The sequence below is a fragment of the Chitiniphilus eburneus genome (assembly GCF_005048205.1).
GTDB lineage: Bacteria > Pseudomonadota > Gammaproteobacteria > Burkholderiales > Chitinibacteraceae > Chitiniphilus > Chitiniphilus eburneus.
In genome coordinates this window covers 1-20359 of record NZ_SUMF01000004.1, presented here as the reverse complement: position 1 = coordinate 20359, position 20359 = coordinate 1, and the positions used below count along the sequence as shown (strand labels likewise).

The following is a 20359-nucleotide window of genomic DNA, read 5'->3' as shown; positions in this document are numbered from 1 at the left end:
ATACCGGCGCGACCGCAGGGCGATGCTCAGGCCGACGGTATCGGCGCAATGTCGATGACGGGCGGCTCGAACAACGCTGGCACCAGCTCGCGTAGCGCCGATTCCACCTGATCCGGCCCCAGGTCGTTCAGGCATTTCATGTGGCCGAGTGGACAGGTGCGCTGGAAACAGGGGCTGCATTCCACGTTCAGCGTGACGATGCGCGCCTTGTGCGACAGCGGTGGCGTGAACTTGGGCGAGCTGGAGCCATACACCGCTACCAGTGGCCGGCCCAGCGCGGCCGCCACATGCATCAGCCCGGAGTCGTTGCACACCACCGCGCTGGCCAGGCTCATCAGGTCGATGGCCTGTGCCAGCGTGGTCTTGCCGGCCAGATCGACCACGCCCGGCGCCAGTGCGACGATCTCGTCGCAGATTTCGCGATCCTTGGTCGAGCCGAACAGCCATACCTGCGCACCCAGCGCCATCATCGTGCGCGCCAGCGCCGCAGCGTGGCGGGCCGGCCAGCGCTTGGCCGGGCCATACTCGGCGCCTGGGCACAGTGCCAGGATCGGGCGATCGGCGTCCAGACCCAGCGCCGCCAGCGCCGCGCGACAGGCGCTGTCGTCCACTTCCAGCCGCGGGTTGGGAATCGGGTGGACCACCGGCTTGCCGGCACGCTCGGCCAGCGCGGAGAAGCGCTCCACCATGCGCGGCAGGGCGGCCTTGTCCAGTTTGCGCCAGTCGTTGAGCAGGCCGTAACGCGATTCGCCCAGCCAGCCGGTGCGCACCGGAATGCCGGCGAAGTACGGTACCAGCGCGCTCTTGAGCGAATTGGGCAGCAGGATGGCCTGGTCGTACTTGCGGCGCGCCAGTTGGCGGCCCAGCTTCCAGCGCGCCAGCAAGGCCAGTTGACCGTGGCCGAACGGCGCGTCGATCGCTTCATCGATCTCGGCCATGCGTGCGTGCAGCGGCCGCGTCCAGGCGGGCGCCAGCACATCGATCACCACATTGTCGGCGTAGCGATCATGCAAGCGCTGGTACAGCGGCTGCGCCATCACCGCATCGCCCACCCAGGCCGGGGCCACGATCAGGATGCGTTTCATGCGTTGGCCTCCTGTGGGGCCGTATGGCGATCGGTATGGGATGGCGGCTGGGAGATCACAATGAACTGGGCATCCTGGTCGCCGGTATTGCGAACCTGATGTGCCACGCCGGGAGGAACTTCCAGCCCCTGTCCGGCCGTGACGGCGTGGAGTCGCTGATCGAGTTCGATCTGCAACGTGCCCGCCAACACCTGAAAGAACTGGCGCGAGATATGATGCACATGGCGTGTTTCTGCCGTGCCCGGAGGCATCCGCTCGCGAATCACCGACAGTTCGGGGGTGCGTAAGAGGTGCCAGCCATCACACGCCTCGCCCCAACGATAATGCTCGGCATTTTGAAGGTCGACGACCGACATGGCTTCCTCGCGTTGCAAAAACAGAAGCGGCGCCGGGCGCCGCTTGAGGGGAGTATTACAGGAGATCAATGCCCTTTGACCACTTCGCCCGCCTTCAGGCGATAACGGGTGCCACAGTAGGGACAGAGCGCCTCGCCGGTCTTTTCGATCGGCAGGAACACGCGCGGGTGCGAGTTCCATTTCACCTGGTCGGGCGTCGGACAGTGCAGCGGCAGGTCCTGGGCGGTGACTTCGATTTCGCGTTGGGTGTTTTCGTGCAATGCCATGGTGTACTCCGTGTCGGCCGGGGCGGAGCGGCTGGCTCCGCGCCCGTTTCACAGTTCTTGTTCTGATCAGACCAGGGTCAGCCACTCGGCGCGGCGTTCGTCGCGGCCTTCGACGATATCGAAATAGCGCTTCTGGATCTCGGCGGTGATCGGGCCGCGGCTGCCAATGCCGACCGGACGGTTGTCCAGCTCACGGATCGGGGTCACTTCGGCGGCGGTACCCGTGAAGAATGCTTCGTCGGCGATGTAGATTTCATCGCGGGTGATGCGCTTCTCGATCACTTCCACACCCATTTCCTGTGCGATCTGGAACACCGTGTTGCGAGTGATGCCGTCCAGGCAGGAGGTCAGGTCCGGCGTGTACAGCTTGCCGCCGCGCACCACGAAGATGTTCTCGCCAGAGCCTTCGGCCACATAGCCGTCCACGTCCAGCAGCAGCGCTTCGTCGTAACCGTCGGCGGCGGCCTCCTGGTGGGCCAGGATCGAGTTCATGTAGTTGCCGTTGGCCTTGGCCTTGCACATGGTCACATTGATGTGATGGCGCGAGAAGCTGGAGGTCTTCACGCGGATGCCCTTTTCCATGCCTTCGGCACCCAGGTACGCGCCCCACGGCCAGGCGGCGACGATCACGTGCACGTCGTTCACCGGCGGCGCAACGCCCAGCTTGGCCGAGCCGTAGAACGCCATCGGGCGCAGGTAGCCGGATTTCAGGCCGTTCTCACGCACCACGGCGCGTTGCGCTTCGTTCAGTTCTTCCTTGGAGCACGGCAGGGCGATGCCCAGGATCTTGGCGGAGTTGAACAGGCGGTTGGTGTGGTCCTGCAGGCGGAAGATCGCCGAGCCACGGCTGGTTTCGTAGGCGCGCACGCCTTCGAAGACGCCCATGCCGTAATGCAGAGTGTGGGTCAGGACGTGCGTGGTGGCTTCGCGCCAGGGAACCAGTTTGCCGTCGTACCAAATGACGCCGTCGCGGTCGGCCATCGACATGATGCTTCTCTCCTGCCTGTGAATTCGTGGGTGCGTGAAGGCCGAAATTGTAGCCGAAAACGTTGGCGAGAGCGCGCCGCCGCAACCGGCGCAAGCGCCCGGCCATCCGGCGTCACCGCCATGGCTCACGGGCATGGCACGCAGCGCGGCCCGCATGCGTGGTGCGGCGCGACCGCCACCGGTCGGACGAAGATGCCGGCTGCACTCGGCCGGCGCTGGGCAGGGCTGTCAGCTTCGATATCAGCGGGCGATATCGGCGGATGAATGGTGGAATTAATAAGTAAATGATTTTATTGTGTTTTTGAGATATTTGGTTACCGATCCGGGCGAGACGGCTAATTGCTGTCTAAGATAGACAGGATTGTTTGGGGTAACCAATTGATCCGTCAGTGATTCTTGACTGCATTTAGCTGATTGGCATAAACACCAATATGCCCAACCGAAGAGTTGGCTTACCTGAAGAGTGTTTGGCTTCTGACTGGGAAAGTGCTTGGGGGTCTTATCGATGGAAAACCTGTCCCGCTTCAACCTGATCGGGTCGTCGCCGCAATTCCAGGCGGCGCTGCGCCAGGTCGAAAAGATGGCACGTGTCGACGTGCCGGTATTGATCGTCGGCGAAACGGGGACAGGCAAAGAGCTGGCTGCGCGCGCCCTGCATTACACCGGTGCCCGCGCGGCCGGGCCGTTCGTGCCGGTGAACTGCGGCGCGCTGACCGAGGCGCTGCTGGAGAGCGAGCTGTTCGGCCATGAGCGCGGCGCGTTCACCGATGCAAAGCATGCGTCGCCGGGATTGGCGGCCGAAGCCGATGGCGGCACCCTGTTCCTCGATGAAGTGGATGCGCTCAGCCTGAAGGCGCAGGCGGCGCTGCTGCGCTTTCTTCAGGACGGCACCTATCGTCGCGTCGGCGGCAGCCAGTCTCGCCAGGCCGACGTGCGCGTGCTGGTGGCCACCAATGCCGCACTCGATCAGTTGGTGGAAACGCGGCAATTCCGTCGCGACCTGCTGTACCGCATCAACGTGTTGACGCTGGCGATGCCGGCGCTGCGACAGCGCGACGGCGATGCGCGCGAACTGGCGCAGACCTTCCTGCGTCGTTTCTGTCACCAGTATCGCGTCCAGCGGCAGTTCCACCCCGATGCCTTCGATTACATTGCCCGGCATGAGTGGCCCGGCAATGTGCGCGAACTGGAGAACCAGGTGCACCGCGCCTTCCTGCTGAGCGAGGACGGCTACCTGCGCCTGGGCACCACGGCGCCCGCCGCCGCGCCGATCCAGGCATCCGGCACCATGCCGTACAAGACCGCCAAGGCGCGCGCCATTGCCGAGTTCGAACAGCGCTACGTGGAAGGGTTGTTGCGGTGCACCGAAGGCAACATCAGCCGCGCGGCACAGCTGGCCGGCCAGGATCGCAGCGCCTTCGGCAAGCTGGTGCGCAAGCTCGACCTGCAAGGCATGGGGCGCGTGCTGCCCAACCTGGTGAACAAGAGCTAGGGCGATCCGTCGCAAACGCGGCAGGCCTGCCGCAATTGTCATACTTTGTGAAAGCGCAACCAGCCAGGCCGGCAAGTTGCTATCTAATCGTCCAACCTGATCGCACGGCCCGGCCGCGCGCAGGGGAGGGCTGACCGGATGGCGGCGGCTACTTGGTGTTTGCGCCAGTTGCCCACGGGCCTTGCCTCGTGCATCGTGCACCGGCGTGACCGTATCGGCCCTGATATCGGACCAGAACCCAAGAGCCAGTGGCATGGATGAACTCCTGATCGAGACAGCGATGAAGGCGATCCGCGATTACCTGCGGACGCGGCCCGACGCTGCCGATACGGTGGAGGGTATTCACGAATGGTGGATCACATGGCCCGGCGAGGCGGAGCCGCTGACGATCACCCGCGCGGCGCTGGAGCGGCTGGAGGCCGGCGGCGAACTGGAACGGCGGCGTATCGGCAAGCGCGAACTGTGGCGCGCGCGCCGCGAAGGCTGAGTTCGCGCTAGGGCGTGTCATCCAATGTTTCGCGGCAGCGCTGGGCCGAAAAAGCACCAGCCACCAGGCGCGCGACGCAGCCAATAACCGGTTATTGGCAAGGAGTGCAACGCAGTGGATGGTGTTTTTTCGGCCCAGCCCTTCGGGTTCGGTGCATTTCGGGCGCCGCGCGACGTCGCCGGCCGCTTGCGGTATCCATACCGCGGCGCGTCCAGCTCCTGGCGCGGCATCCCGAACTGCACCGAACGCTGTCGTGAAACATTGGATGACACGCCCTAACGCTCAGGGGCGCGCCGGCATGTCCCGCCGTCGCCACGATTCGTTCAGCCAGAGCGCCAGCGCGATCACCGCGCCGCCCGCCGCCAGGCGCAACACGTTTTCATCGCTACGCCAGATCAGCATGTTCAGCGCGATCCCGACCGGGATGTGCATGTTGTTCATGGCGCCCAGTGTGCCCGCGTCCACCAGCGACGCGCCCTTGTTCCACCAGAAGAACCCCAGCGCCGACGACACTAGCCCCATGTAGACCAGTACGGCCCACTGCGTGGCGGTACTCGGCAGCCGGTCGGGATTGCCGAAGATCAGGAACGACGGCAACGCCACCAGGAATGCGCCGACGAAGAACCAGCCGAAGCCGGCGCGGGCCGGTTGCTCGCTGGGATAGCGCGCCACCAGCCACTTGTAGCCGATCTGGCCCAGCGCGAACGACAGATTGGCCACCTGTAACAGCAGAAAGCCCGCGAGAAAGTGCCCGCTCAGCTCGTCGTAACGGATGATGGCCGAGCCTGCAATGGCGATCAGCGCCGCCAGCGAGGCGCGCGGGGTGAAGCGGCCCTTGAAGGCGTCGTCCAGCAAGGTGATGTAGATCGGCGTGAAGATCGTGAACAGCAGCACCTCGGGGACGGTGAGATAAGCGAAGGAACGGTAGAGCAGCAGATAGGTCAGCCCGAACTGCAACGCACCGGCCACCGCCGTGCCCAGGATGCGGGCATTCGCGAAGCCGCGTGCCCGCAGAAAGGGCAGGAACACCAGCCCGGCCAGTACCACGCGGCTGAGCACCGCGAAATCGCTATCCACCCGCCCGGCCAGGAACTCGCCGATCAGGTTGAACGAAAACGCCCAGACCACCGTGATGAACGCCAGATATGCCATGGTTTACGCCCCGACAGGCCGCAAGCAAAGCGGCGATGATACCGGCCCCGCGGCGCGGTATGTTTCCTGCTTGGAAAGCGTGGCCGCGCAGTGGGCTTGCCGGTCATTCGGCTGTTATGGCTTTGTCTGGCCTGAATCAAAGTAGCGCGCGCCAGAACGACACATCGCGCGACTACAATCCAACAGGTTGCCTCCGCCTGCGCGCGGCCCTTTTCATCGAATGTCGAGCACATCATGAAGCAGCACTATCTCACTCCCTTGTTCGATCCCCAGTCGGTTGCCGTGATCGGCGCCACCGAGACCGAGAGCGCGGTGGGCCGGACCGTGTTCAGCGGGCTGGTGGAGGGCGGCTATGCCGGCCGCCTGTTCCCGGTGAACCTCAAGCGGGAACAAGTGCTGGGCATCAAGGCCTACAAAACGGTGAAGACGATCGAGGGCGACATCGACCTGGCCATCATCACCACGCCCACGCGCACCCTCAAGGCCATGGTCGAGCAATGCGGCAAGCGCCGGGTGAAGGCGCTGGTCATCATGTCGTGCGATTTCGTCGGCACCGACGATGCGTCGCGTCGCCTGCTCGATCAGTTGCGCGCCACCGCGCGCCAGTACGACATGCGCATCTTCGGCCCCACCGTGTTCGGGCAGGCACGGCCGATCTCGCGCTTCCAGGCCGGCAACTACCAGGGCAGGATCAAGGGCGGCAACCTGGCGCTGGTGTCGCAGTCGTCGTCGGTGGCATCCGCCATCCTCGACTGGGCGGAAGCGCACGAAGTGGGGTTTTCCAGCGTGGTGTCGCTGGGCACCGAGGCCGATGTCGATGTCGGCGAAACGCTGGACTACCTGGTGTCCGACCCGCGCACGCGCAGCATCCTGATCTACCTGGAGGATGTCGGTGATGCGCGCATGCTGATGTCCGCGCTGCGCGCCGCTGCGCGCACCAAACCGGTGATGGTGCTCAAGGTGGGGCGCTATGACGAAAAAGTGACGCTCGGTCGTACTCACAGCGAGCGCCTGATCGGACGCGACGACGTGTTCGAGGCCGCGCTGCGCCGCGCAGGCGTGCTGCGCATCCGCTCCATCAACCAGTTGTTCATCGCCGCGCGCGTGGTCAATGCGGGCTATCGCACCAAGGGCCGGCGGCTGGCCATCGTCACCAACGGCATGGGCGCCGGGATGATGGCGGTGGACCGCGCGCACGACCTGCACATCCAGTTGTCGCAACTGGCGCCGGAAACCATCAGCCGGCTGGCCGACTGGCTGCCACCGCACAGTGAGCGCAACAACCCCGTGGATATCCTGGGCGATGCGCCGGCCGCGCGGTTTCGCGGCGTGACGCAGGTGCTGCTGGACGATCCGAACGTCGATGGCGTGGTCGTGGTGTTCACGCCGCAGGTGGGCACAGACCACATGGCCACCGCCGAGGCGATGATCGAACTCCATGCGGGCAGCGACAAACCCATCCTGCTGGCGTGGATCGGCGGCAAGAAGGTGGAGGGCAGCCGCCGCCTGCTGGGCAAGCAGAACATCGCGTACTTCCACGCGCCGGAGCACGCGGTGGAGGTGTTCTATTCGCTGGCCGCCTGGGAATACAACCAGCAACTGCTGCTTCAGACCGCCGCGCCGCTGGGCGAGTGGGAGGCGCCGGACCTGGAAACCGCGCGCATGATCATCGACACCGTGCTCAACGGCGGGCGCACGGTGCTGGACGAGATCGAATCCAAGGCCATCCTGCGCGCCTTCCATATCCCGGTGGTGCCCACGCTGCGTGCCGCCAGCCCCGACGACGCGGTGACAGTGGCCATGGGCCTGGGCCTGCCGATCGCGCTCAAGCTCGACGTCGAAGGCGTGATGCACAAGACCGACATCGACGGCGTGGTGCTCAATATCCAGAGCCTGGTCGGCGTTGCCGCCGAGGCGGCGCGCATGCTCAGCCGCGCCAAGGAGCGCTTCGGCGACAAGGTGCATGGCCTGACCATCCAGCCCATGCACGGCAAGAAGTTCGGCCGCGAGCTGATGTTGGGCGTGGCGCGCGACCGCGCCTTCGGCCCGGTGATCTCGTTCGGCGCGGGCGGTATCGCGGTGGAGATCTTCAACGACGTCGCCGTCACGCTGCCGCCGCTGAACGAATACCTGGCCGCCAACCTGATCCGCCGCACGCGGGTGAAGCAAATGCTGGAAGCATTCCGCAACCAGCCGCCGGTCAAGCTGGATGCCGTGGTCGATGTGTTGCTGCGCCTGTCCGAACTGGTGTGCGAATTGCCGCAGGTACACCAGCTCGACCTGAACCCGCTGGTGGCCGACGAGAATGGCGTCATCGCCGTGGACGCGCGCATCGTGGTGGCGCCGGTGCCGGACAAGGCACGCCGCTACGAACACATGGCAATCCACCCGTATCCGTCGCAGATGGTGCAGGTATCGCAGCTCAAGAGCGGCGTACCCATCGTGATCCGCCCGGTGCGACCGGAGGACGCCGAAATGATGGCGCGCTTCGTCGCCGAACTGTCGGATGAATCGCGCTACAACCGCTACATGAACACGCTGAAGACCCTGCCGCAATCGATGCTGGCGCGCTTCACCCAGCTCGACTACGCCCGCGAAGTAGCGCTGGTGGGCACGATGGGCGAGGGCGACGACGAGCGCATCCTGGGCGTATCGCGCTTTACCGTGAACCCTGACTACGACAGTTGCGAGTTCGCCATCGTCATTGCCGACACCATGCAGGGCAAGGGCCTGGGTGCGCGGCTGATGGAAGCACTGTTCGCCGCCGCGCGCGACATGAACCTGGAACTGGTCGAAGGCGAAGTGCTGGCCAGCAACAAGACCATGCTCAACTTCATGAAGCGGCTGGGCTTCGAAATCCACAAGCACCCGGAGGATTCCGGGCTGAAATGGGTGGTGAAGCGGCTGTGACCACGCCGCGCCCGCACTGACCGATGCCCGCGTAGCGCGGGCGACCCGGAGTAAAGCCATGTCCTGCATCTTTTGCGACATCGTCGCCAGCAAGGCGCCGGCCCATGTGATCTGGGAAAGCGCCGACCACCTGGCGTTCCTGTCGATCTTTCCCAATACCCAGGGCTTCTCGGTGGTGGTGCCCAGGCGGCATTACGACAGCTACGCCTTCGCCCAGGACGACGCGGTCCTGTCCGGGCTGATCGTCGCCGCCAAACAGGTGGGACTGCTGCTCGACCGCGCGCTGCCCGACGTGGCGCGCACCGGGCTGATGCTGGAGGGCTACGGCGTCGATCACCTGCACGCCAAGCTGTTCCCCATGCACGGTACCGGCGGCGACAGCGCGTTTCGCCCGCACCATTCCAAGGTCGACAAGTACTTCGAGCAGTACGAAGGCTATATTTCCTCGCACGACTGGCAGCGCGCCGACAATGCCGAACTGGCGCGGCTGGCGGCGCACATCCGCGCGCACATCGGCTGAGCCGCGGCGCGCTTTCAAGGAGGAGTTCCGGCGACGGAGCATGCCGGAGCAAGCCCGGCAGGCGCGGCGTCCGTGTGGGTAATGTGGGGTGCTTCGAGCGTCCAGACATCGATTCGCCCGACCCGGCACCTGGCCGGGTTTTTTCATGCCAGATGGTCTGGAAGGTGGGCAGTGCTTGCCTATAACGGAGGAACCCCCTTCGCCCCCCAAGGCTAATCCGGAGTCCATGATGCCTGTCCCCGATGCCCTATTGCCCCGCTTCGCGGTCTCACTGGCCACTGCAATGCTGGCGCTGGCCGGCCATGCCGTTGCCGCCGACCTGCCGGTCGGGACCGCCACCGCGCACACCCGCGCCGCTAACCAGGCGGTGTTGCAGCAACTGGATTTCAACGACCGCGACAGCTTCGACGCCGTCAATCGTGGCCTGATTGCCAAGCTGCCCGACGCCAGGATCAAGGGCAAGGACGGCAAGCTGGTCTACGACGCCGACAACTTTGCCTTCCTGCGCGACAAGCCGGCGCCCGATACGGTCAATCCCAGCTTCTGGCGCCAGTCGCAGCTCAATGCCGAGCATGGCTTGTACAAGGTGGCGGATCGCATTTACCAGTTTCGCGGCTACGACATTGCCAATATGACGCTGATACAGGGCGATACCGGCTGGATCATCATCGATACCACTACCTCGACCGAAGTTGCTGCCGCCGGGCTGAAGCTGGCGAACGAAAAACTTGGCCAGCGCCCGGTGAAGGCCGTCATCCTCACCCACAGTCACGCCGACCATTTCGGCGGCGTGCTTGGCGTGGTCAGCCCCGAGGACATCAAGAACAAGAAGGTGGAGATCATCGCGCCGGTCGGTTTCCTGGAAGAAGCGATCAGCGAGAACCTCTACGCCGGCAACGCCATGGGACGGCGCGCCCGCTTTTCCTACGGCGACGGCCTGCCGCTCGATGCAGCCGGCTCGATCGGCACCGGCCTGGGGGTGAACCTGTCGCAGGGCACCATCAGCATTGCCGAGCCGACCCGCACCATCACCCACACCGGCGAGCAACTGACGGTGGATGGGCTGGACATCGTGTTCCAGAACGCGCCCGGCACTGAGGCGCCAGCGGAGATGCTGTTCTACTTCCCGCAGCTCAAGGCGCTGTGCCTGGCCGAGGATTCCACCTACGTCATGCACAACCTGTACACCCTGCGCGGTGCCAAGGTGCGCAGCCCGCTGGTGTGGGCCAATACGCTGAACACCACGCTGGAGCTGTTCGGTGACAAGGTGGAGGTGGCATTTGCATCGCACACCTGGCCCACCTGGGGTAACGCCACCATCCGCGAGCACCTGAGCAAGCAGCGCGATATGTATCGCTTCATCAATGACCAGACGCTGCGCCTGGCCAACCAGGGTTACGACGCGGAAGAGATCGCCGAGCGCCTGACGCTGCCCGATGTGCTGGGCAAGGAGTTCTACAACCGTGGCTACTACGGCAGCCTGAAGCACAACGTAAAGGCCACCTACCAGCTCTACCTGGGCTTCTTCAACGGCAACCCAGCCACGCTCGACGCGCTGCCGCGCGTGGAGGCCGCCAGGCGCTACGTGGAGGCTATGGGCGGCGCGGCGCAGGTGCTGGAGCGTGGCCGCAAGGCCTTCGACGCGGGTGACTATCGCTGGACCGCCGAGCTGGTGGACCACGTGGTGTACGCCGACCCGGGTAACCAGGAGGCCCGCGCCTTGCAGGCCGCGGCGCTGGAGCAGCTCGGCTTCCAGGCCGAATCGGCCACCTGGCGCGGCTTCTACCTGATGGGTGCCAAGGAACTGCGCGGGGCGAAACGGATGGCGGCCGCCACGCTGGTGGACCCGCGCGCTATCCCGGTGCCAATGGCGGTGGACTACGCCTCGACGCTGATCGAACCCGCGCGCGCCATAGGCAAGACCCTGCGCATCGGCCTGCGCATCGCCGGCGCCGAGCCGCAGCGCTATACGCTGTCGCTGGAAAACGCCGTGCTGTTCCTGAACAAGCCGGTGGCGGGTGAGAAGCTCGACAGCACGGTGACGCTGACCGCCCCCGAGTTCGGCGCCATCGTCGGCGGCATGGCCAAGACGGTGGATCTGGTGAAAAGCGGCAAGGTGAAGGTAGAGGGCGACGCTGACGCGCTCGACCAGCTTGCCGCGCTGTTCGACCGTCCCGATCCGGCCTTCCCGCTGATCGAACCGGTTGCCGCGCCGAAGTGATCGACCCCGGAGCAGACGCCCCAAACGAAACAGCCCGGCGTTGAGCCGGGCTGTTTCTTTGCAGCGTGTGGGCCAGCGCTGCCACGGAACATGTAATGACACGCCCTTGGCGCGGCGCCTCTTTCACTTCGACGAAATTGCCCGGCTTCCCACTGCGCTCGAACGCGGCCCGCTCCGGGGTCGTAGGTACGGAAGTAGGCGAACCAGCCATGCCCCGGCTGGGTCAGGGGCGGGCCTCCCGGGCGGCGCTGCGTTTCGCACGGCTTTTTTGGGGGGAGCGGCCCGGCATGACTCGCCACGCCGGGGAGGGGTGTTCAGTCGAAGGTGAGGTTCAGGCCGCCGAACACGGTGAACTTGGGCTGGTTGTCGCCCTCGTGCGCCACGGTCCATTGCGGCTCGATGAACAGGTTCATGATGGTCTTGCCTTCCTTCCATACCTTGCCGCCACCCAGTCCGATCGGGATGTAATAGTTGCCGTGCTCGATATCGAAGGTCCAGATACCGGTGGAGCGCACGTACCAGCCGTGGGGCAGGTTGAAGATGCCGAAGGGCTGGAAGGTGACCGACCCGACATCGGGACGGTCGTCGTCACCCGCGAACGATTGCTGCCATTGCAGCAGGCCACCGAGCAGTCGCTTGGGGCTGGGCGAGATCACCACCGCGGCCAGGCCGCCCTGCCATTTGCCGGTGCCCAGCTCGTCGCTGCTGGCGGTGGGCAGGGTCAGCAGCGGGCCGACGCCGACCTCGATGGCACCGGTGTGCAGCAGAAAGATATCGAACAGGTTGATGTCGCCCAGCCCGGTCTTGTAGCCGCCTTCGGGGTCGGGGCGGGTGCTGAGCGGCATGGTCAGGCGGAAGATCTGCGGCACGCCCACCAAGCTGTTGGGCATCACGGGCAAGGTGCCGCGCAACAGGAAATCGTTGGTGTGTTTGTCGCTGCCGTAGAGCGTGGGTGTGTAGTAGTCCTGGAAGTTGAGCCCCGGCGCCGGGTTGAGCGGGTTGTTGCTCTTGTTCGCGGTCTCGGCGTCATCAGCCAGAGCCGGTTGCGCCAGGGCCAGCAGCAGCGTACCGCCGGCAAGGGGAAAAAGATGCTTCATGGGGGCTCCTCGGGTTTGGGGCAAATCGGCCTTCGAGCGGGGGATGCGTTGATGCGTGAACGGGGCGGGCAGCGCGAAGCGTGGCGCGATCACCGCTTTTCTCCAGGCCCGCCGTGCGGCAAGCCAGGTGCCAGCCCGCAATCCGCTTTTTCGTCCTTCGCAGCCATGCTTGCTGGTCGCCTAGAAGAACAGGCGGCGGTACGACAGCATGAACAACTGCACGTCCGGCGCATCGTCCGGTTTGGAGACGGTATTGATGTAGGCGGCGCTGACGGCGTCCTTGGGTGACAGTGCCAGTTGCGCGCCCACGCCCATCTGCCAGGTATCGGCGCGGTTGTCCTGATCCGTGCCGTCGATCTGCGTTTCGCCGCCCCAGGTGTAGAACACATCGGCCGATACCCAGAACGCCGGGGTGAAGTTGTAGCTGTAGTGCGCCTCCAGGCCCAGCTTCATGTCCTGGCTGAGCGTGCTGCCGCCCTGGTAGTTGTCGTTGTCGGTGTACCACTGCAACCAGCCGTTGACCTCGATCCAGCTATTGCCGAACGGGTGCCCGAACGCCAGCTCCGGTTTGAACGCCCAGCGATTGGCGCCGATGTTGATGGTGCGGTTGCCGTCGTACGAGCCGGTGGGCGCTGTGACCCACACCGCGCCGGAGAGAAAGGTTTCCGGCTGGAATTTGGCGAACTCCTCCAGCGTCAGCGCCTTGCCGCCGAAGATGTTGGTGGCGAACACCAGGCTGGTGTCGCCCCAGGCGGCCTGCTTGGCATGAAAATCGGTCTGGTCCAGCGCCAGATCGACCGAGGCATAGGGTTGCAGGACCTGCACGGCGCTGACGAGGCCATTGCCCAGGTCGAAGGCATAGGCAAAGCGCAGCAGGCCGGCGTCGATATTGGTGTCGGCGCCCTTGATCGGCAGGTTGGTATCGAAGGCGGTGTTGGAATCGATATTGAAGTAGTAGGCGAATCCCACCGGTACGTTGATCGGCATGTTCTGCCAATCGCGGGCATTGTCGGCGTGAGCGACGGGCAGCGCGCAGAGCGAGGCGAGGCACGCGGCGCCCAGGTTCAGGGGGCGCAAGCTGAAAGTCATATTTTTTTGACCATTGATTAAAGGTGTTGCTTTCGGATGGGGCCGCCTTGCGGGGTCCGGCCACTCTCTGGCCACTATAGAAAACGCCGATCACCAAACACAAACCGAGCTGCTTCCTTCTTTTCCAAACAAAAACCCCCTGGTCAAGCATGTGGTTATCGCGCGATGAATCCAATGCGGATGCCCCCGGGATAAGGCTTTTGCCGCGTGAAGCGGTGATGCTTACGGCAAGCGGGCCAGATCGCCCGTCACCTTGCACCATGACACCGGTGATCGATTCCCCCCGACCAACCCGCATGGCCTATTACGGGCGATGCGTCACGCTGGCGCCACACGCGATCCGATAGCTTTCTCATGAAGAAAGCAGAATGAGTTTGCCGGCCAGGGGAGGCGTGGCCCTGCGCGAATCCTGAGCGTGCCACCGCAGCGGCTGCCCGCTAAGGCGATGCCCGGCTTGCCCATCCACCGGGCCGGCCGCCTCGCAATTACCGTGGTTTGCCTTTCTATTGATTTACAAATCAATGAGCATCGGTGATGCTTTTCATTTTTCAGGGTGGTCCGGTGGATGCCGGGGCGGAGAACAAGATGAAACAGTGGCTCGCGCAGCGCGGCAACGCGCGCAAGATCGGCATTGGGGCGGTGGCGGCGGTGGTGCTGGCTGCCGCGGTCGGTGGCGGCTGGTGGTGGGGGCATCGTGGCGGCACATCCGGCGCTGCGTCGGACGTGGCGACGGCGCAACAGTCGGCGCCCGATGCCGAATTCGCCATGCTCGGCTGCAAGGCCAGCTACTGGGATGACTCACCCGCGCTGGCGATCAGTTTCAACCGCCCCTTGTCGCGCAAGCAGGATCTGAACAAGCTGTTCACCGTGACCGACGTCGGCGTGATGCCCGAGGGCAAGGCGATCGACGCCTCGGCCGCCGCCGAAAAGCCGAAAAAGGTGGAAGGCCGCTGGGAGCTGGACGATGGCGCCCAGCTTGCCTACTTCGTCACCACCGCCAAGCGCCGCTACACCATCGACGTCGCGCCCGGTGTGCTGGCCGACGACAACGCCCGCATCGATGAGCGCCAGCAGTGCGACGTGGCACTGGAAACGATGCCGCCCGCGTTCTATTTCGCCAGCCGCGGCGTGGTGCTGCCCGCCGCGCAGAACGGCGGCCTGCCGGTGGTCACCGTCAACACACCCGAGGTGGACGTGCAGTTCCTGCGCGTCTCGCCGCAGCATCTGCCGCGCTTCCTGGAGCAAGTGGTGGCGCAGCGCCGCAGCGAGCCGGCGCCCGACGACGAGGAGGGCGACGAATACGGCTACGACAGCAACCGGCTCACCTTGTCCGGCGCGGTCAGCGGCTGGACCTTGCAGAACCTCAAGCGCATCACCCAGAGCGTCTACCTGGGGCGCTTCGAGACCGACGCTCGCAAGAACCGCCGCAACGTGTCGTTCCTGCCGGTCGAGGACATCAAGGAACTGAAGGAGCCGGGTATCTACGTGGCGGTGATGAGCCAGCCTGGACGCTTCTCCTACGAATACCAGGTGACGTACTTCTACGTGACCGATATCGGCCTGCACGTGCATCGCGGGCAGAAGCAGATCGACGCCTTCGCCACCTCGCTCAAGCGCGGCAAGGCGTTGTCCGGCGTATCGTTCGAACTGCTCGACCAGTACGGCAAGGTGCTGTCGCGCGCCGATGGCGATGGCGAAGGCCACGCGCTGCTGGCCGACGTGCCGGACGGCGCCCGCGCGCTGGTGGCGCGCAAGGATAAGGAAATTGCCACCCTGGCATTGTTCGAACCGGGGCTGGATCTGTCCGAATACGATATCGGCGGCTACCTGCCGCGTAACACCAAGCTGTTTGCCTACAGCGGGCGCGACCTGTATCGCCCTGGCGAGAAGTTCTTTGTTTCGGTGATCGCACGCAACACCGATGGCCGCCCGCTGCCGGCGCTGCCGATCACTGCCACGCTCAAGCGCCCGGACGGGCAGACCGTCCAGAGCGCCACCTGGCAGGCTGATCCCAAGCTGCCCGGCTACTATCAGCGCCAGCTCAGCCTGCCTGCCGATGCGCAGACCGGTGCCTGGCTGCTGGAGCTGCGCGCCGATCCGGCCGCCAAGGACGCCGACACCGTGATGAAGGTGCAGGTGGAAGAGTTCCTGCCCGAACGCATGAAGCTGGATCTCACCGCCGACGCGGGGGCGCTGACGCTGGGCGAGGAATTCGACGTCGCGGTGAAGGGCAACTACCTGTTCGGCTCGCCCGCATCCGGCAACCGCCTGCTCGGCAGCGTCTACACCGAGCGCCAGCGCTATCCGCTCGCCAAGCAATGGCCCGGCTTCCTGTTCGGCGACTTCGCCGACGACAGCCGTACCCAGCGCCGCGAACTGGAGGAAACCGCGCTGGACGACGCCGGCCGCGCCAACGTTACCGTGCCGCTGGAGCTGGACGGCGCCAGATCGCCGATGCTGGCACGCGCCACGTTCAGCCTGCTGGAATCGGGCGGGCGCCCGGTGGTGCGCTCGATCGACCGCACCATCTGGCCCGCCGGCAAGATGATCGGCATCCGCCCGCTGTTCGACCGCGATGTGGCGCGCGAAGGCGACAAGGCCGCGTTCGAGATCGTGCGTGTGACCAATGCCGGCGCCAACGCGCCGCTGGCACAGGCCAAGGTGCGGCTGGTGCTGGAGAACCGCGATTTCTACTGGCGCTACGACGATCAGCGTGGCTGGCATTCGGGCTACACCGAGACCGACGAGCCGATATATACGGGCGAACTGGTACTCAAGGGCCGCGCGCCGCTGGCGCTGCCGGTGGAGTGGGGCCGCTACCGTCTGGAAGTCGAAGACCCGGAAACCAAGCTGGTCGCACGCTACCGCTTCTATGCCGGCTGGGGCGCGCAGGACGCCGAGGCGATGGGCAACCGCCCGGATCGCGTCAACCTCAAGCTCGAAGGCGTGCCGGCCAAGCCGGGCGACGACGTGGCGTTGACCATCCTGCCGCCGCACGACGGTGAAGCACTGGTGCTGGTCGAAGGCGACAAGGTACTGTGGCAGAAGCGCGTATCGGTATCCGCCAAGGGCACCAAGATCGACATCCCGGTGAGCAAGGACTGGAAACGCCACGACCTGTACATCTCGGTGGTGGCGTTCCGCCCGGGGAGCGAGGGTGACCGCGTCACTCCAGCGCGCGCGCTGGGCCTGGTCTACCTGCCGCTGGCGTCGGCCGACCGCAAGTTCAAGGTGGCGCTCACCGCGCCGCAGCAGGCACGCCCGGAAACCCGCGTGCCGGTGAAGATCAAGGTGGACGGTGCCACCGGTGACAACGCCTTCGTCACACTGTCGGCGGTGGACGTGGGCATCCTCAATATCACCCGCTTCAAGACGCCCGACCCGTTCGATTTCCTGTTCGGCAAACACCGCTACAGCCAGGACCTGGCCGATATCTACGGCAAGCTGATCGAGAAAATGGAAGGCAACACCGGCAAGCTCAAATGGGGTGGCGACAGCGGCATGCGCGACAGCCAGGATCGCCCCAAGAAAGTGAAGCTGGTGGACCTGTTCAGCGGCCCGGTGCGGCTGGATGCCAAGGGCGAGGCCACCATCCCGCTCAATATCCCCGACTTCAACGGCACGCTGCGCCTGATGGCGGTGGCCGCCAGCGCCGAACGCTATGGCAACGCCGAGGCCGAGGTGACCGTGGCCGCGCCGGTGGTGGCCGAACTGGCGACACCGCGTTTCATCTCGCCGGGCGACGAAGCCACGCTGGCGCTGGACGTGACCAACCTGACCGGCGCCGCGCAGACCTTCACCGTCAAGCTGGCAGCCGGCAAGCCGGTACGTATCCGCGAGGGCGAACAGAAGATCACCCTCAAGGACAAGGAGCGCCGCACGCTGCGCTACACCGCCGAAGCCACCGACGCCTACGGTCTGGCGCGGCTGGATTTCAGCGTGAGCGGCACGCTGGCCGGCAAGCCACTGACCATCAAGCGCGATGCCGCGTTGCAGGTGCAACCGGCGGCGCCGCTGGAGCGCAACGTGCTGCGGGTGAAGCTGGACCCGGGCGCCGAGCAGGCGGTGGCGGGCGATCTGATCGCACGCTACTTTGCTGATTCGGCCAACGTTTCGGTCACGCTGTCGAACAAACCACCACTCAACGTGCGTTCGCTGGTCAAGGGCCTGCTCGATTATCCCTACGGCTGCCTGGAGCAGACCACCAGCGCGGCATACCCGCACCTCTTCATCGACGAAGCGGCGGCCAGGGAATACGGGCTGACCCCGCGTACCCGCGAGGAACGCGCGCGCTTCGTTGAAGGCGCGATCGCCCGCATCGCCGGCATGCAGAAGAGCGATGGTGGTTACTCGCTGTGGAGTAGCGGCCCGTATGAATACTGGCTGTCGCCGTACGTGGCCGGCTTCTTCATGGATGCGCGCGAGGCGGGCTTCAGCGTGCCGGACGTGCTCTACAAGCGCACGCAGGACTGGATGCTCACGCAATTCCAGCGCGCCCCGGCCGACTTCCCCATCTACGGCAAGGCGCTGGCCGACAAGCTGAACGACAACGGTGAGATCACCGCCGCGCTGGTGGGCAACGAGTACGAACAGCTACGCATCGACCACCAGCGCTTCGCCGCCGCCGCGCACCAGGGCTACATGCTGGCGCGCGACCAGAAGGCACCGCTGGCCACCCTGCGCGTGCTGTACGACAAGTTCGCCGGCCGCGCCCGTTCGCCGTTACCGCTGGTGCACCTGGGCCTGGCGCTCAAGCTGATGGGTGACGACAAACGCGCCAAGGGCGCCTTCGACTTGGCGATGAAGCGCCCCTATGGCATCACGCCGAACAACAGCGACTGGTGGTGGGGCGAATGGCTGGGCGACTACGGCAGCAGCACGCGCGACCGTGCCATGGCCTACGCCCTGCTGGTGCGGCACGACATCAAGCACCCGCAACGCGAGAACCTGCTGTTCGAACTGGCCGATTCGCTGAAGAACCGCCGTTCCTACTATTACTCGACGCAGGAACGGCTGGCGCTGCTGCTGGCCGCGCGCGCCGCCGGCAGCCAGACCGATGCCGAATGGAACGCGGTGCTGGCGGTGGGCGACGCGCCGCGCGGGCTGGCCAGCAAGCGTAGCGAGATTGTCTCGCTGGACGCTGCGCAACTGGCCAAGGGCGTGAAGCTGACCAACAAGAGCAGCGGCGTACTGTTCGCCGAGATCGAAGCCAGCGGTTACCCGCGCGAAATTCCCAAGCCGCAGAGCGACCAGATCCAGCTCGAACGGCGCTGGTTCTTCGCCGATGGCCGCCCCTACGACAACCGGCCGCTGAAGGTAGGCGAAACGCTGATCGCACGGCTGAACGTCACCGCGCGCCAGCGTATCGAAGACGGCCTGATCGTCGATCGCGTGCCGGCCGGGCTGGAGATCGAAAACCTCAACCTGTCCGATGGCGAGCGCCTGGACAGCCTGCAAGTGGAAGGCCAGCCGATCCGTGCCGCGCTGGAGGACAACCGCGTCAAGCACACCGAGTTCCGCGACGATCGCTACGTGGCCGCGGCGCGCCTCGACGGTGGCAAGCTGCAACTGTTCTACCTGCTGCGCGTGGTCACCCCGGGCAAATACGTGGTACCGCCCAGCTACGCCGAAGACATGTACCGACCGCAACTGGTGGGCATCGGCGCCGCCGGCACACCGATCACCGTGGTCGATCCGCGACGTTGAGCTGGTTGTTTCGATAGGTAGAAAAATCTGTAGACACAGAGCGCCCTGAGCACACGGAGAACACAGAGGAAAGACAAGACCATCGATACACTTCGTCTTTCCTGTTTGGTTTTCTCCGTGTCCTCTGTGCGCTCAGTGCGCTCTGTGTCCACAGGTTGATGGGTTTTTCCTCTTCATGCATTTCTCCCCGTTATCCCGCCTGGCCTGGCTGCGCTGGCCGCTGGGCTTGTTGCTGGCGGCTTGTCTGCTGGCGCTGGTGCTCGACTGGCTGTTCCCACTGCCGTTGCCGCGTGATGAGGCCGGGCTGGTGGTGGTGGACCGCCACGGGCGGCCGTTGCGCAACTATCCGTCCAGCAGTGGCGTCTGGCGCTATCCGGTGACGCAGGAGGAAGTGTCGCCGCTGTACGTGCAGGCGCTGCTCACCTACGAGGACCGCTGGTTCTACCGCCATGTCGGGGTCAACCCGGCGGCGATAGTGCGGGCGGCCTGGCAGTGGGCCAGCAGCGGGCACATCGTTTCGGGCGGTTCCACGCTGACCATGCAGGTGGCCCGCATCCTGGAGCCGCCGCCGCGTACGCTGTTCGGCAAGGCGCGGCAGGTGTTGCGCGCCTTTCAGCTCGAATGGCATCTCTCCAAGCGCGAGATTCTGGCGCTGTATCTCAACCACGCCCCCATGGGCGGCATCGTCGAAGGCGTCGAGATGGCCAGCCGCGCCTACCTGGGCAAGCCGGCGCGCGAGCTGAGCCACGCCGAGGCCGCGCTGCTGGCTGCGTTGCCGCAGGCACCGTCGCGGTTGCGGCCGGATCGGGCGCCCGAGCGTGCGCTGCGTGCGCGTGACAAGGTGCTGGATCGGCTGGCCGATTACGGCGTCTGGACCACCGACACCGTGGCCGACGCCAAGATCGAGCGCGTGATCGCCAACCGGAAATGATCCCGGTTCTGCAAACCAAGCTGTTCATCATCGCCGGTCTGCTCGACGCCATCTCGATGA

General features: G+C 65.2%; 14 protein-coding genes. 7 read left to right on the top strand and 7 right to left on the bottom strand.

The annotated features are described in order from the left end of the window. Window positions 1-26: 26 nt before the first annotated feature. The 4 genes from waaF to FAZ21_RS06155 all read right to left on the bottom strand — a co-directional run bounded on the left by waaF (window position 27) and on the right by FAZ21_RS06155 (window position 2694). On the bottom strand, window positions 27-1085 hold the full coding sequence (gene waaF, locus FAZ21_RS06170; RefSeq protein ID WP_136772413.1) for a lipopolysaccharide heptosyltransferase II: 1059 nt from the start codon (window positions 1083-1085) through the stop codon (window positions 27-29). Further along, on the bottom strand, window positions 1082-1441 hold the full coding sequence (locus tag FAZ21_RS06165; RefSeq protein WP_136772412.1) for a cupin domain-containing protein: 360 nt from the start codon (window positions 1439-1441) through the stop codon (window positions 1082-1084). The genes waaF and FAZ21_RS06165 overlap by 4 nt, the downstream gene beginning before the upstream one ends. A 65-nt stretch (window positions 1442-1506) precedes the next feature. Further along, window positions 1507-1707: a zinc-finger domain-containing protein gene (locus tag FAZ21_RS06160; protein ID WP_136772411.1), complete on the bottom strand. Its 201-nt coding sequence runs from the start codon at window positions 1705-1707 to the stop codon at window positions 1507-1509. A 66-nt stretch (window positions 1708-1773) separates the two neighbouring features. Continuing rightward, window positions 1774-2694, bottom strand: a complete 921-nt coding sequence (locus FAZ21_RS06155) for a branched-chain amino acid transaminase (RefSeq protein WP_136772410.1) — start codon at window positions 2692-2694, stop codon at window positions 1774-1776. A gap of 505 nt (window positions 2695-3199) precedes the next feature. On the opposite strand from FAZ21_RS06155, the gene FAZ21_RS06150 reads away from it, so the two are divergent. Next, entirely contained in the window at window positions 3200-4186 is a 987-nt protein-coding gene (locus FAZ21_RS06150; protein ID WP_136772409.1) for a sigma 54-interacting transcriptional regulator, read from the top strand. A gap of 253 nt (window positions 4187-4439) precedes the next feature. Continuing rightward, window positions 4440-4673 (top strand): hypothetical protein, encoded by a 234-nt coding sequence (locus FAZ21_RS06145; RefSeq protein ID WP_136772408.1) that lies wholly within the window; start codon window positions 4440-4442, stop codon window positions 4671-4673. Window positions 4674-4955: 282 nt separating this feature from the next. Here the strand turns inward: FAZ21_RS06145 and FAZ21_RS06140 are convergent, their stop codons facing one another. Next, on the bottom strand, window positions 4956-5825 hold the full coding sequence (locus FAZ21_RS06140) for a carboxylate/amino acid/amine transporter (RefSeq protein ID WP_136772407.1): 870 nt from the start codon (window positions 5823-5825) through the stop codon (window positions 4956-4958). Between the two features lie 234 nt (window positions 5826-6059). Here FAZ21_RS06140 and FAZ21_RS06135 point away from each other — a divergent pair, with 234 nt between their 5' ends. The 3 genes from FAZ21_RS06135 to FAZ21_RS06125 all read left to right on the top strand — a co-directional run bounded on the left by FAZ21_RS06135 (window position 6060) and on the right by FAZ21_RS06125 (window position 11476). Next, the gene (locus FAZ21_RS06135; RefSeq protein WP_136772406.1) at window positions 6060-8735 is read left to right on the top strand and encodes a bifunctional acetate--CoA ligase family protein/GNAT family N-acetyltransferase; all 2676 of its coding nucleotides are present in this window, start codon (window positions 6060-6062) and stop codon (window positions 8733-8735) included. A 58-nt stretch (window positions 8736-8793) separates the two neighbouring features. After that, window positions 8794-9255: an HIT family protein gene (locus tag FAZ21_RS06130; protein WP_136772405.1), complete on the top strand. Its 462-nt coding sequence runs from the start codon at window positions 8794-8796 to the stop codon at window positions 9253-9255. 229 nt (window positions 9256-9484) lie between these two features. Further along, entirely contained in the window at window positions 9485-11476 is a 1992-nt protein-coding gene (locus FAZ21_RS06125; RefSeq protein WP_136772404.1) for an alkyl/aryl-sulfatase, read from the top strand. 314 nt (window positions 11477-11790) lie between these two features. Here the strand turns inward: FAZ21_RS06125 and FAZ21_RS06120 are convergent, their stop codons facing one another. Beyond that, on the bottom strand, window positions 11791-12573 hold the full coding sequence (locus tag FAZ21_RS06120; protein ID WP_136772403.1) for a hypothetical protein: 783 nt from the start codon (window positions 12571-12573) through the stop codon (window positions 11791-11793). 180 nt (window positions 12574-12753) lie between these two features. Continuing rightward, window positions 12754-13662, bottom strand: coding sequence for a transporter (locus FAZ21_RS06115; RefSeq protein WP_136772402.1), 909 nt, complete (start codon window positions 13660-13662; stop codon window positions 12754-12756). Between the two features lie 585 nt (window positions 13663-14247). Between FAZ21_RS06115 and FAZ21_RS06110 the strand changes: the two genes are divergently transcribed. Next, complete coding sequence (locus FAZ21_RS06110; RefSeq protein WP_136772401.1) at window positions 14248-19368, top strand: alpha-2-macroglobulin family protein; 5121 nt, start codon at window positions 14248-14250, stop codon at window positions 19366-19368. A 175-nt stretch (window positions 19369-19543) separates the two neighbouring features. Further along, window positions 19544-20299 carry a transglycosylase domain-containing protein gene (locus tag FAZ21_RS06105; protein WP_246038510.1) on the top strand — a complete coding sequence of 252 codons (756 nt, stop codon included), beginning with the start codon at window positions 19544-19546 and terminating at the stop codon, window positions 20297-20299. Window positions 20300-20359 lie beyond the last annotated feature (60 nt).

Coding starts and splice junctions, on each gene's coding strand:
- FAZ21_RS06125 (WP_136772404.1), top strand. CDS start 9,485: ATGCCTGTCCCCGATGCCCTATTGCCCCGCTTCGCGGTCTCACTGGCC.
- FAZ21_RS06160 (WP_136772411.1), bottom strand. CDS start 1,707: ATGGCATTGCACGAAAACACCCAACGCGAAATCGAAGTCACCGCCCAG.
- FAZ21_RS06110 (WP_136772401.1), top strand. CDS start 14,248: ATGAAACAGTGGCTCGCGCAGCGCGGCAACGCGCGCAAGATCGGCATT.
- FAZ21_RS06105 (WP_246038510.1), top strand. CDS start 19,544: ATGCATTTCTCCCCGTTATCCCGCCTGGCCTGGCTGCGCTGGCCGCTG.
- waaF (WP_136772413.1), bottom strand. CDS start 1,085: ATGAAACGCATCCTGATCGTGGCCCCGGCCTGGGTGGGCGATGCGGTG.
- FAZ21_RS06150 (WP_136772409.1), top strand. CDS start 3,200: ATGGAAAACCTGTCCCGCTTCAACCTGATCGGGTCGTCGCCGCAATTC.
- FAZ21_RS06155 (WP_136772410.1), bottom strand. CDS start 2,694: ATGTCGATGGCCGACCGCGACGGCGTCATTTGGTACGACGGCAAACTG.
- FAZ21_RS06165 (WP_136772412.1), bottom strand. CDS start 1,441: ATGTCGGTCGTCGACCTTCAAAATGCCGAGCATTATCGTTGGGGCGAG.
- FAZ21_RS06115 (WP_136772402.1), bottom strand. CDS start 13,662: ATGACTTTCAGCTTGCGCCCCCTGAACCTGGGCGCCGCGTGCCTCGCC.
- FAZ21_RS06135 (WP_136772406.1), top strand. CDS start 6,060: ATGAAGCAGCACTATCTCACTCCCTTGTTCGATCCCCAGTCGGTTGCC.
- FAZ21_RS06120 (WP_136772403.1), bottom strand. CDS start 12,573: ATGAAGCATCTTTTTCCCCTTGCCGGCGGTACGCTGCTGCTGGCCCTG.
- FAZ21_RS06140 (WP_136772407.1), bottom strand. CDS start 5,825: ATGGCATATCTGGCGTTCATCACGGTGGTCTGGGCGTTTTCGTTCAAC.
- FAZ21_RS06145 (WP_136772408.1), top strand. CDS start 4,440: ATGGATGAACTCCTGATCGAGACAGCGATGAAGGCGATCCGCGATTAC.
- FAZ21_RS06130 (WP_136772405.1), top strand. CDS start 8,794: ATGTCCTGCATCTTTTGCGACATCGTCGCCAGCAAGGCGCCGGCCCAT.